The organism is Priestia megaterium (assembly GCF_009497655.1).
In the GTDB taxonomy this organism is placed as follows: Bacteria; Bacillota; Bacilli; order Bacillales; family Bacillaceae_H; genus Priestia; species Priestia zanthoxyli.
Genome location: NZ_CP023317.1, coordinates 853,784 through 865,767, shown reverse-complemented (window position 1 = coordinate 865,767; position 11,984 = coordinate 853,784). Strand labels below are relative to the sequence as shown.

Below are 11,984 nucleotides of genomic sequence, written 5' to 3'. Positions count from 1 at the left end.
TTTTAGTTTGACAATTCTTTTTTCTTCCGCTTAAATAAAAAAATGGATTCGATGATGAATTCATTTTTCCTTTTAGACATTGATAAGCTTAAGCTTTTGTCCCGGTCTCACTAATGAAAGCAGCTCATGATCTTCTTCTATTACATACCCAATCACATTCACATTAGCATTTGCAGGCAAATTCCTTTTAGCTATTTGAACCTCTCCTCTGTAACGTCCGTAGCCATCATTGTCCATTGTAATTGCTCCGATTCCGCGCTCGACTGTATGATATGGCGGCACTGGTTCTACAGATCGTGTATCCACCAAACGCAGAACGTCTCTTGATATATCCGGACGCACGCTGTACGTTCCCTGTATATGAGGTGAACGAATGCGTAGCGGAATAATGCGGTTTTCTTGATATTGAACTAAACGTTTTAATAAACTTGAACTGGCGTATGGATCTCCAATATAAACCTCCGTTACTCCGCATCCGTATAAATCTACTGCAGAGGTAAAAGGACATTTATTACGGTCTTTTTCTCTAGTAGGAAGACCTTGATAAATAGGACCTCTTTTTTCGCCTTCTCCAGGAATATAAGCACACACTGGAACACGAAGTTTATTGAATAAATCTGTCTGCTGTTGAAAAAACGTTTCTTCAAGCCCTGTTTCAGGCCGCGGATAAAAATTATGCCAAGCAAGCAGCTGATGATGATGAAGGCCTGCAGATAACAGCGCTTCTATTTCTAGTTTTGACACTGTACTTGCATTAAGGGCAATATAAAACTCATCCGCAAGTAAAATCGTTTCTTCTACGCTAAAGCCATCGTCTAGTCTAATACCAGATACGCCAAGTGAAGATAGAGTCATAAGGCTTTCGATACCTAAATGAACCGGTGTATGCTTAGATACATCTGCATACACGCTTATTCCACAATCTCTAGCCACATGAAGCAATTCTTTTGCCCGTTCAGCCAAATCTCCTTTTTCCTCTGGAATGTGAAGTGAAGTGAATGCGCGTGTAACGCCGCATTCACTCGCTTCTACTAATCTTTGTTTGGCATCTCTATCGTTCAAATAAAACGAAATGCCAATCATTCAAACTCCCTCGCCATTTCATCGTTAAATCCAAAGAAATAGGTACAAATAAAGCCTGCTGCGTAAGCAATAACTAATCCAAGTAAATAAAGAAGAATTTGATGCGCATGAACTAAAAACGTAAGCGGCAAACCCGATACTCCCACTGCTACAGTTGCAATATGGAAGTGCGCCTGAAACGCTCCGCCGATTCCAGCTCCAAGACAAGCGGTTAAAAATGGACGCCCTAAAGGAAGTGTGACTCCAAAAATAAGCGGCTCTCCGATTCCCAGCAGCCCTGAAGGAAGTGCGCCTCCAATTGCTCGCTTTAAGCGTTTTTTCTTTGTTTTGATATAAATAGCAAAAGCTGCACCAACCTGACCGGCTCCGCCCATTGCTAGTATAGGAAGAAGCGGATCATCTCCAATCGAATTAATAAGCTCTAAATGGACCGGAGTAAGACCTTGATGCAGTCCTGTAATAACGAGCGGCAAAAACGTTGCCCCTAAAACAAAGCCTGCTACAACTCCTCCAACCTCTAAAACTCCTAAAAGACCTTTTGTGATTCCATCTGAAATGAAGCCGCCGATTGGCATGAATACCACATACGTAATAATTCCTGTAATTAACACCGTAACGGTTGGTGTAATAATAATATCCAGTGACTGTGGGACAAATTTACGTACTCGTTTTTCTAACACGGCCATAAAGATTGCTGCAAGCAGCACTCCTATTAAGCCCCCACGCCCCGGCAAAAGTGCTTCACCAAAAAGTTTAATATCAGCTACGGCAGGATTAATGACTAAAATGCCCGCTAAGCCTCCTAGAGCTGGCGAACCACCAAATTCTTTTGCTGCATTAATACCTACTAAAATACCCAGATAGGCAAATAAACCGCTTCCGATAACGGTTAAAAGAATAGCAATCTGTGAATCTGCCGGAAGCCACTTCGCCTGCACAGCTGCTTTTGTCACTCCGGTAATAAGTCCAGATGCTACAAGAGCAGGTATCAACGGAATAAAAATACTTGCAATTCGGCGAAGCAACAGCTTAAACGGAGTTGCATTTTTTTCTTTCAGCTCCGATTTCCGCTGTGCTGCACGATTTTCTAAGTTAATACCGCCGGATTCATCAATTAACTTTCCAAATTCTTCTGTTACTTTGTTCACTTTGCCCGGCCCAATAATGATTTGCAGCGTTTCTTCTTCCACTAATCCGAGCACGCCTTCAAGTTTTCGTATATCTGCCTTTTTAACAATTGAATCATCTTTTATAGTCACACGCAGCCGCGTCATACAATGCGTATACGCTTCAATATTGGATGCTCCCCCAAGCATCTCCAAAACAGCCTTTGCTAATTGATGATTATCTAAAGACATGTTAATCCCCCTTTGTATTTTCCTCTTAGATGGATACGCCACTGAGGAAACAGACCACAAAATCCCCTTTTTGTAATCGTTTTCTTTTTTTATTTCTTATCTTTCAAAAACTGAATGGCATCTCTTGTTTTGTCAATATACTCAATCGTCTGGTCGTACTGCTGCGCTGCAATACTTAAAAATAAAACATCAATCACATAAAGCTGGGCTAAACGAGACGATGTTGCTGCGCTTCGAAACGGCGCTTCTTGAGAATAAGACGTATACAAACAAATATCTGCTAAAGACGAAACGGTAGACTGTCCGTACTTAGTTAAGCTAATCGTCTTTACTCCGCGATTTTTAGCTAAAGATAAGACGTTGCTTACTTCAGGAGTCTCTCCTGAAAAAGAAATACCCACAACTACATCGTCTTTACTTGCATTTGCGATGAGTGTAGCTGCTAAATGGCTATCCGCAAAAGCCGTCGCATTTTTATTAATTCGAAGAAATTTTTGCTGCGCATCTATAGCAATAATATGTGAAGCACCAATTCCGAAAAAATGAATGTTTTTTGCTCCAATCAGCGCCAAAACAGCCCGCTCTACTTCTTTATAATTCACAAGCTCAGCCGTATCACTTAGACTTTGAATGCTGTTGCTTGCCGTTTTTTTGACAATAGATTGAATTGTTTCATTTGTTTCAATATCACGGTATCCTTGTTCTGTATCTTTAGCTAAATCACCGGCTACTCTTACCTTTAATTCTTGAAAGCCGCTAACCCCGATAGATTTACACAAACGAATAACAGCGGCACTGCTCGCATTCGCTAGTCTTCCTAGTTCCCCAGCCGTACTGTTTACCACAGTATGCGGGTTGTTTAAAATATATTCAGCAATTTTCCGCTCCGAATCTGGAAGCTTAGCCACCGTGTTTTTAATCATTGTTAATCCGCCTGTTGACATCGTTTCTCTCCTTTATACGTAATGTTCAATCGCTTTTCTCACATACCCCCCCGCATTATTCAGTAACATCTTTGCGGTGTCGTAATTTTCATTTGTTTTGATCATAACCACTGCTGTTTTTACCTCATTATTTGCTTCTTCAAGCGTTTGACTTGCTCGCTCGTAAGAAACACCTGTAATTTTACAAATAATACCTATCGCTCGTTCCTTAAGCTTTTCATTACTCACATGAACATCTATCATTAAATTTTCATATGCTTTTCCTACTTTAATCATGGCCGCGGTAGAAATCATGTTGAGAATCATTTTATGAGCGCTTGCTGCTTTTAACCTTGTGGAACCTGTTAGCACTTCTGGACCTACTACTACCTCGATGCTATGATCTGCTTCTTTTCCAATAAGTGAATTACCATTGCAAGACAGCGCCACTGTTTTAGCTTTTACAGATTTTGCACATTTCAATGCACCAATCACATAAGGCGTACGTCCGCTTGCAGCAATTCCAATGACTGTGTCTCGTTCATTTAAATGTATTTTTTGTAAATCTGCTGCTCCCAATTCTTCTTTATCTTCTGCACCTTCAACTGCTTTCACAAATGCTTTTTCTCCTCCAGCCATCAGTCCCTGTACCTGATTGGGATTGGTACTGAAAGTAGGCGGGCATTCAACAGCATCCAATACTCCCAGCCGTCCGCTTGTTCCTGCTCCGACATAAATAAGCCGCCCTTCCTTTTGAAACGATTCGCTTACAAACTCAACTGCTACCTCTACGTCTGGAAGTACCTCTTGCACAGCCAGCGCCACTTTTTGATCTTCTTTATTCATTACGTTTAAAATTTCTTTTGTACTAGCCGTATCTATCTTCATGGTCTGCTCGTTTTGAGACTCTGTTGTTAATAACGTAAGCTGTTCATTCATCTTTTCGGCTCCTTTTTCATCATGTAGTGAAGTTATGGTTATTATAATTCGTTTAAAATATAATTTCAATTATTTATTTTATTTTTTAAAATTATATTTTAAAACAACATAAAAAAAGATTTCAGGCATATAGCTGAAATCCTTTTTTATGTCTATTTATGATTGTTGAGCAAATGTTAACAGATACTCATCTTGCATTAAAACTTCGTAATCTTTTTCACCATTTCTTACGACGTGTACAGGGACTGTTTTTGCCGGAAGTAATTCAACTGGCTCACGATAGCGTTTTGCTACTCCGTCAATAAGTTCGTTTACTAACTGCTCGTTACTCAGCTCACCCGCCTGATATTTTTCTGCAAGTGGTGTCATGACTTCCGCTAATACACTTGCATCGTTAAATCCTTGAATTTCGACTTGTACGACATACGCATCATCTTCAGCACTATACGCTGCATCTTTAATGTTATATTTTGTAGATGAAAGAGCTTTTAGAAAAGCGCTGCTTACTTCGTTTAACTGCTCATCGGTTATATTTGAGCTCAATGATGATAAAGCCCCTTTAAAATTCGTTTCAAAAAACTCTACAAACGAACTCTTTTGGAACTCCCCTTTTTCTTTTACCTGTTTCTTATCTTGCTGATTCGGATGTTTGGCAACAAATTGATCTGTATTTTGATAAACAGTTGCTTGAATTAAAGCATCCACGTATTGTCCCGCTTCCTTGGCATAGGCAGCCTGCTTTTCTTTACTTGGCGTTTCCGTGCTGCTACCATTAGAAGCAGCAGCGGCTTTTGCTTCCACTTTTGGTTTTGTTACATTGTCTAATTGGTTATATGTATACGTATACGTTTGCTTAGACTTTGAGTTTTCTGTTTTTCCGTCTACTTTAACTGAATACGACTGATTTTTTACTACTTTCTTTATTTGCTTCGTTTCTTTATCAATTGTCACAATAAGCGAAAAATCTTTTCCTTTAATTTGGTCAAGGTCTACAGCAGTATCGCTGCCTTGATTTGTTATTTTATAATAAGCTTTAGCATCACCTGCTACAATTTTTTGCTTTTTGTCTTTGTCTCCGTTAAATGTTAATACATACTCTTTGCCTTTTTCGGTGACGTCAAATTCATTTGGAAGATTTTTATCATATTTTTGGTAGTAGCGTATTGGATTTTGTTGAAGCTCCCTAGCGTTATTAATTAAAGCCTTAACGTACTTTTTTTCTTCTCCCTGTACTTTTGTGCTTTCTTCTCCAGCCACAGCTAACGTTTCATCACCGTCATGATACATCTTCAATTCTTCGCCGTTCATTTTTGTGTTAATGTAACCTGCTTTACTTTTAAAATCAAACTCTTGTACTCCGTTGACTTTGTAATCAGACGATCCTTCTTCTTTCCCATTGACTTTCACTTGAACATTTTTCACCTTTTCTTGTGCTTCTTTCACGTCACCCGTTAATTCCTCTGAAGACGGCATCCCACATGCCGAAAGCAATAGAGCGAGTGATAGTGCTAAGCCGGTATTCATTATTTTTTTCATCTAAGAAACTCCTTTTTAAATATTTTTCCAAAAATAAGAATCTATGTACTTAGTAAATACACATTTTTACCATTTGCGAAACTCAACTTTACTAAATTACCATATTTACATTTAAATGGTAACCAACAAAAGAAGGAAATTGAACAATAAAAAAGTCACGAATCCGTGACTTTTTTAACAACCTTCAAAACTTATTTTTTGTTAGCGCTTTTATTTCAATCTCTTATAATTCCATTACTTGTCCCTATCAGTACTTCTTTACCTTGTTGATTTCGATACACTGATTTGATTTTCACTTTTTGAAAACCATCTGCTTTTTCTACTTCAGTTAATATGCATTCACAGGTAACTGTATCTCCTGCAAAAACTGGACGAAGAAATTCGCTCACCATTTCTCTTGCAATGTAGTTTAAGTCTCCCCCTATCTTTGTCCCAATACTAGCAGTCATAAGCCCATGTACCATTAGCCGCCCTTTTTCGTCACGTTCTATATGATGTTTGCCCCGGTCTCCAGTCATCTCCGCAAACTGCATGATTTCTTCCTCTTGAAACGTTCTTTGCCACGTAAATGTATCTCCAGCTTTACATTCCATCTTATCCCTCCCCTTAAGATTATGACTTTACTTTTTAACTATATCACAAAAATGAACAGTCATTCATTTTCACATCAAAAAAAATAGCAGAATAAATATATCCTGCTATTTCTGACAAGTAGGACAGTAATAAAGCCTTCTAGAAGCAGCTTGGACTTTTAGAATAGGCGTGCCGTCAATTCGACAAGCTTCTCCTTCACGGTTAAAAACCCAGTGGCGGTATGCAGAGCGCTTTTGCCCTTTCTTTTTTAACGATTCAGCAAGCTTTACATCATTTGTAATGCCACCTGTTTTATAGGACTGTTTTACAAGAGAAATGGTTGCTTCAGCTGCCTTTTTAAGCTGTTCTTCCGTGCAGTCTATGGGACGAGCTGCAGGGTTAATTCCCGCTACAAATAGGATTTCACTGCGCAAGTAATTGCCAATCCCAGCTATAAAGCTTTGGTCTAGCAGCAGCGATGCCCACTTTCTACGATAAAATGGTTTAGAATAAAAACGGTCTAAAAGCTCACCTGCCGTTACTTCTTCACTTAAGATATCAGGACCAACCCTTGATACAAAAGGATGAGCTGGAACTTCTTCATCACGCAATACTTCAATATCAGAAGCGCTATAAAGCAGCGCTGATTTTTTTTCATTATGAATTGCAAGGCGCAGCTGTCTGTTTGTAGATGGATAATTGTAAGATGAACGAACATACCATTTTCCATAAAGCTGATTATGTGAGTAAATGGTATAGCCGTTGTCAAAACGAATAAGCATAGCTTTTCCTTTTGTATCTACTCTCTCAATACGAGCTCCTGTTAATACTTCTTCATAATGTTGCAAAGATGGAAAAGCAAACCATATCTCGCGAACAGGAAGACCGATAATCGCTTTTTCCACTTCGTCGGCTGCTCGTCTAATTTCTGGACCTTCTGGCATATAATGAAACTCCTTTCTTGCCTAACTTTCTTCATTTATTATTTCGGTTTTATTTCTGCTTTGCAAGAAAGAAGCGGCTGCGCCCTTCTTTTGCTAAAAGAACCTTTAAATTATGCATGACGTTTACTCTTATAGTAAAATGTTGATACCTTTTTTACTTTCTATAGTGTTTATCTTACTTCCTTTGACTTATACTAGTTGGTAACCTTTTAGAAACTTGTTAATTACTTAGCATGAGGAGTTTATTATGAATAATCAATTATTTTCTCCACTATCAGCCGCTGAGATGGCTGTTATTTGGAAGCAATATATGAACGATAAAGCGATTTCTTGTATGCTCAAACAATTTCTTTGTCATGTAGACGATTTAGAGATTCAAAAAGCGATTCAAGGTACACTGCATATCACAACAAAAAACAGTGATGCGCTCACTGCTATCTTTTTAAAAGAAAATATGCCAATCCCGCTTGGTTTCGGAGAAGAAGACCTTGACGCTGAAGCTCCAAAATTATTTTCGGATTCTTTTTATTTGCTTTATTTAAAGCATATTTCAAATGTCCTTCTGCTGTCAGCAACTACGGGCGTCGATGTTGCCGCAAGAAATGATGTACGATCTTTTTTTCGCAGCTTGCTGTTAAAAGCAGAAAAGCTTAACCAAACGATTACAGATTTGTTGTTAGAAAAACAAATTTTTATAGAACTGCCTCCCATTCCTATTGCAGATGCGTCTGATATGAACGATAAAGAACTCTTCTTAGGAAGCTATTTTGATGAAAAGCGGCCGTTAACCGTCATTGAAATTTCTCATATCGTGTCAAGCATACAGACGAACTTAATTGCAAAGGATTTAATTTTAGGGTTTGCTCAAACAGCTCCTTCTCAGGACATTCAGGCTTTTTTATTAAAGGGTAGAGAGCTTGTGCAGCAGCATATTGAATCCCTGTCACAACCGCTAATGGTAGAAAACATACCGGTCACAATGAAGTGGGATTACGGAGTAGAAAAGTCTTCTGTTCCTCCATTTTCAGAAAAACTCATGATGTTTCACCTAGCTGCGATGATTACTGAAAATGTACGTGGCTACGGGCTTGCGATGTCAACAAGCCCCCGTTTAGATCTCGCTTTAAACTATACAAACTTCACGACTGAAATTTTGGAGTATGCCAAAGAAGTATCAAGAATAAGTATTGAACAAGGATGGCTAGAAGAGCCTCCGCATATTCCATTTCCCAAAATTCACTTGGAATAAAAATAAGCTCGCGCTAAAGCGCGAGCTTATTTTTTAGATTCTCTCCACAGTAAATAAAGAAAATACGGAGCGCCGATAATGCCAATGATTAATCCGGCCGGAATTTCAATCGGAGGAGCAATTCCTCTCCCAATCAAATCTGCTGCTAGTACAAACAAAGCTCCAAGTAAAGCGGCTGTAGGAATCAGTTGTTTATGTCTCGGTCCCACTAACCGTTTGGCCACATGAGGAATAATAAGCCCTACAAAGCCAATGGTGCCAACAACCGATACAACAGCAGCCGTCATTGCCACTGCGCTTGCTAGTAATACTAGACGAATTAACTCTACTCTAGCCCCTAGCCCCCTAGCCACTTCATCGCCTAAATGAATTAAATCTAACCGAGCAGCTAACAGCCAAATCAGCGGTACTAGTATAACGACCCATGGAAGTAAACCAATCAATTGATCCCATGTTCTTCCCCATAAGCTGCCGCTCAGCCAAATGAGTGCTGCGTTTACGTTTGGATTTGCTTTTGAAATTAACAAGTGAATACCGGATGAACAAAAAGCGCTGACCGCTACACCTATTAACGCAAATCGAATAGGTTCTACTCCTTTTTTATAAGCAAGCAAATAGACGATTACGAAGACAAAGGAGCCTCCTGCAAACGCAGCGACTGATAAAACAGACGGACTTGCTAAAGGCAGTAAAATAGTGACTGCAACAGCAGCTAACCCTGATCCGCTTGAAAGACCTAATGTATCGGGACTAGCGAGCGGATTTCTCATAATAGACTGTACGACGACTCCGGACACAGCTAGGCCGATCCCGGTTAAAATAGCCAGCAAAATACGAGGCAGGCGAAATTCTACCAAAATAGACGTCAAGTCAGGATCGCCAATGCCAATAAAAGACGTAATAATATCTAAAGGAGGTATGTTAATGTCTCCTAAGCTAAGGCTTATCACGCTCAGCGCTATAATTAAGACAGAAAGAATGATAAACAGGCCGACAGACTTGAATCGAGATGGCTGCTTTTTTGTTTTATTGACAGTCTGCATATATACTCATGCCTTCCTTTCTGTTTTTTTGCGTCTCGCTAAGTAAATAAAGTACGGTGTTCCAAGAAGTGCTGTCACTGCACCTACAGGGGTCTCATACGGGTATGTAATAAATCGCGACAATACGTCTGCTAATAGCAGTAAAGATGCTCCAAGCAGCGCGCTCATTGGCAAAACAACTCGGTAATCTACACCTATTAAATAGCGCACCATATGAGGAACAACAAGCCCTACAAATCCAATAGGACCCGCAATCGCCACTGAAACACCAGCTAATACAATCACAACAACTGCAGTGAACGCTCTAATGGCAAAGACTCGCTGCCCGAGTCCTCTAGCTACATCATCTCCTAAAGATAGCAAAGAAGACGCTCTTCCCAGACTAAACGCAACAAGCAGACCTACAATGCTAAAAGGAAGCAACACGTGAACATGTCCCCAGTCCCGCCCAATAACTGAGCCGGTGAGCCAGAACATAACGCCTTCTGTTTTGCTTTCATTAAAAATTAGCAGCGTTTGTGTAAGAGACATAAGCATACCTTGTATAGCGACACCCGTTAAAGCAAGCTTTACATCGCTGTCTCCTCCTTTAATCAACGAACTCATGACGTAGACAATAACAGCAGCAAAGGCGCCTCCTAAAAATGCTCCAAACACCCCGCCAATCATGCTTACACCTGGCACTAAAACCGTTAAAAATACCATTGCCGCTGATGCCCCGGCATTAATACCAAAAATACCAGGAGAAGCTAATGGGTTTCTAGTTAATGCTTGCATCAACGCTCCGGCTACAGCCAAATTAGCACCAACAAATGCCGTGACCAATAAGCGAGGCAGACGGACAGTTTGAATAATCGATTGTTCTTTTGATCCGTCAAAATCTAGTAAAGCTTGCTTAATCGTCCCAAAAGAAATATGTATAGAACCGATGGAAATAGATAAAAACATAGAAATCAGTAAAAGAATGATAACAGCAAGAAAAATAGCTATTATGCGAAGTGGAGATTTGTTTCTTTTGGATAAACCGTGAACAGCTTTCATAGTAGACTGCGCCTCCTTCCATTTGAAAGTTCAATAAAAAGAAAAAAACAACCCCGCTGGATTGTTCTTTTCTTCGTTATTATTTGCCTTCAAATAATAACTTTTCTGCTTCATCTGCAATACCATTTGCACCTTGTACACTTCGGCGAAGAGACCATTTAAATACATCAACTTCATACACTTGATTATTTTTAACCGCTTTTAGCTCTTTCCATAATGGCTGTTTTGCTAAAGGCGTATGACCTTTTTCATTTCGCATAACAATGAGTTTGTCTGGATCTGCTTTTACGAGCTGTTCCATTGTCATTTTTACACTGTACTCTTTTGTAGGATCTGTTAATGCATTTTTGAAGCCTAATTGCTCAAGAACACCCGTTGTAAAGAAATTTGAAGTTCTAGCATTAATATTACCATTTGCATCAGCGATAACAAGTACATTGCCCGGATTTTTTGGCGCTTTTGCTTTTAAATCTTTCATTTTTTGCTTATGCTCTTCTACAACTTTTTCAACTTTTGCCTTCTTGCCAACCGCTTCTCCTACTTTTAACTCCGTATTTAGTAAATCATCGTAATTAGCATTTAAATTTTTTAATTCAATTGTTGGCGCAATTTTCGATAATTCTTTATATACATTTTTATGACGTTCTGAATCAGCGATAATCAAATCTGGCTTCAACAGTTTAATCGACTCCAAGCTAGGCTGTGCTCGCGTGCCAACTGATTTGTATCCTTTGATTTCTTTTAGTACATCTTTATCAATAAGCTGTTCTGCTTTATCATCATCAGCTACTCCTACAGGTTTAATACCAGCATCTAACAATGCATCAATAAAACCTAACTCTAATACAACTACTCGCTTTGGATTTTCTTTTACTTTTGTCTCTCCAAGCTCATGTTTAACCACTCTTGTTTTTTCATTTTTTTCATCGGCTGAATTTTCCTTGTTCGTACTGCTGCAGCCGATAAGCATTCCGATTGCCAGCATTGTAATAAAAGCCAGCAGTCCTATTTTTTTCTTATTCAAATGTCATTCCTCCTGCTTGTATCTTTATGTAGATAATTGACTCTTGAAACTGATAATCGTTATCATTATATCAGTTTTATCTATTTAAACAAGCTGATTCGTTATTTTTTAATTAAAAAAGTTATACCCATTCTATTAAAAAAGAAATTGCTACATAATGAAACCCATCCAATCAACAGCTAGAAGCAACTCAACATATGAAACCTACGTTCACCTTAACCATAAAAAATCCGAACGATTCATCGTTCGGATTTTCCTACAATTAAAATAC

Annotated in this window: 11 protein-coding genes; 1 reads left to right on the top strand and 10 read right to left on the bottom strand. The window is 39.0% G+C overall.

All coding sequences use genetic code 11. The annotated features are described in order from the left end of the window. Positions 1-72: 72 nt before the first annotated feature. The 7 genes from CEQ83_RS04450 to nei all read right to left on the bottom strand — a co-directional run bounded on the left by CEQ83_RS04450 (position 73) and on the right by nei (position 7,356). Positions 73-1,083: a MupG family TIM beta-alpha barrel fold protein gene (locus CEQ83_RS04450; protein WP_155017013.1), complete on the bottom strand. Its 1,011-nt coding sequence runs from the start codon at positions 1,081-1,083 to the stop codon at positions 73-75. Continuing rightward, positions 1,080-2,441: a PTS transporter subunit EIIC gene (locus CEQ83_RS04445; RefSeq protein WP_155017012.1), complete on the bottom strand. Its 1,362-nt coding sequence runs from the start codon at positions 2,439-2,441 to the stop codon at positions 1,080-1,082. The genes CEQ83_RS04450 and CEQ83_RS04445 overlap by 4 nt, the downstream gene beginning before the upstream one ends. A gap of 89 nt (positions 2,442-2,530) precedes the next feature. Next, positions 2,531-3,385, bottom strand: coding sequence for a MurR/RpiR family transcriptional regulator (locus CEQ83_RS04440; protein WP_033578150.1), 855 nt, complete (start codon positions 3,383-3,385; stop codon positions 2,531-2,533). Positions 3,386-3,397: 12 nt separating this feature from the next. Next, a complete protein-coding gene (gene murQ / locus CEQ83_RS04435) occupies positions 3,398-4,303 on the bottom strand; it encodes an N-acetylmuramic acid 6-phosphate etherase (RefSeq protein ID WP_155017011.1) in 906 nt (301 codons plus the stop codon). Between the two features lie 156 nt (positions 4,304-4,459). Further along, a complete protein-coding gene (locus CEQ83_RS04430; protein WP_155017010.1) occupies positions 4,460-5,839 on the bottom strand; it encodes a DUF6612 family protein in 1,380 nt (459 codons plus the stop codon). Positions 5,840-6,054: 215 nt separating this feature from the next. After that, positions 6,055-6,432, bottom strand: coding sequence for an FAS1-like dehydratase domain-containing protein (locus CEQ83_RS04425; protein ID WP_013055587.1), 378 nt, complete (start codon positions 6,430-6,432; stop codon positions 6,055-6,057). Between the two features lie 105 nt (positions 6,433-6,537). Continuing rightward, complete coding sequence (nei, locus tag CEQ83_RS04420; protein WP_028412142.1) at positions 6,538-7,356, bottom strand: endonuclease VIII; 819 nt, start codon at positions 7,354-7,356, stop codon at positions 6,538-6,540. A gap of 247 nt (positions 7,357-7,603) precedes the next feature. Here nei and CEQ83_RS04415 point away from each other — a divergent pair, with 247 nt between their 5' ends. Beyond that, positions 7,604-8,605 (top strand): DUF3231 family protein, encoded by a 1,002-nt coding sequence (locus CEQ83_RS04415; protein ID WP_155017009.1) that lies wholly within the window; start codon positions 7,604-7,606, stop codon positions 8,603-8,605. Between the two features lie 26 nt (positions 8,606-8,631). On the opposite strand, the gene CEQ83_RS04410 is transcribed toward CEQ83_RS04415, so the two are convergent. The 3 genes from CEQ83_RS04410 to CEQ83_RS04400 form a co-directional block, all read right to left on the bottom strand. Continuing rightward, on the bottom strand, positions 8,632-9,648 hold the full coding sequence (locus CEQ83_RS04410) for a FecCD family ABC transporter permease (RefSeq protein ID WP_028412140.1): 1,017 nt from the start codon (positions 9,646-9,648) through the stop codon (positions 8,632-8,634). 6 nt (positions 9,649-9,654) lie between these two features. After that, on the bottom strand, positions 9,655-10,689 hold the full coding sequence (locus CEQ83_RS04405) for a FecCD family ABC transporter permease (protein ID WP_155017008.1): 1,035 nt from the start codon (positions 10,687-10,689) through the stop codon (positions 9,655-9,657). A 79-nt stretch (positions 10,690-10,768) separates the two neighbouring features. Further along, positions 10,769-11,713: an ABC transporter substrate-binding protein gene (locus CEQ83_RS04400; protein WP_028412138.1), complete on the bottom strand. Its 945-nt coding sequence runs from the start codon at positions 11,711-11,713 to the stop codon at positions 10,769-10,771. Positions 11,714-11,984: the final 271 nt, after the last annotated feature.

Coding starts and splice junctions, on each gene's coding strand:
- murQ (WP_155017011.1), bottom strand. CDS start 4,303: ATGAATGAACAGCTTACGTTATTAACAACAGAGTCTCAAAACGAGCAG.
- nei (WP_028412142.1), bottom strand. CDS start 7,356: ATGCCAGAAGGTCCAGAAATTAGACGAGCAGCCGACGAAGTGGAAAAA.
- CEQ83_RS04440 (WP_033578150.1), bottom strand. CDS start 3,385: ATGTCAACAGGCGGATTAACAATGATTAAAAACACGGTGGCTAAGCTT.
- CEQ83_RS04450 (WP_155017013.1), bottom strand. CDS start 1,083: ATGATTGGCATTTCGTTTTATTTGAACGATAGAGATGCCAAACAAAGA.
- CEQ83_RS04425 (WP_013055587.1), bottom strand. CDS start 6,432: ATGGAATGTAAAGCTGGAGATACATTTACGTGGCAAAGAACGTTTCAA.
- CEQ83_RS04445 (WP_155017012.1), bottom strand. CDS start 2,441: ATGTCTTTAGATAATCATCAATTAGCAAAGGCTGTTTTGGAGATGCTT.
- CEQ83_RS04405 (WP_155017008.1), bottom strand. CDS start 10,689: ATGAAAGCTGTTCACGGTTTATCCAAAAGAAACAAATCTCCACTTCGC.
- CEQ83_RS04430 (WP_155017010.1), bottom strand. CDS start 5,839: ATGAAAAAAATAATGAATACCGGCTTAGCACTATCACTCGCTCTATTG.
- CEQ83_RS04415 (WP_155017009.1), top strand. CDS start 7,604: ATGAATAATCAATTATTTTCTCCACTATCAGCCGCTGAGATGGCTGTT.
- CEQ83_RS04410 (WP_028412140.1), bottom strand. CDS start 9,648: ATGCAGACTGTCAATAAAACAAAAAAGCAGCCATCTCGATTCAAGTCT.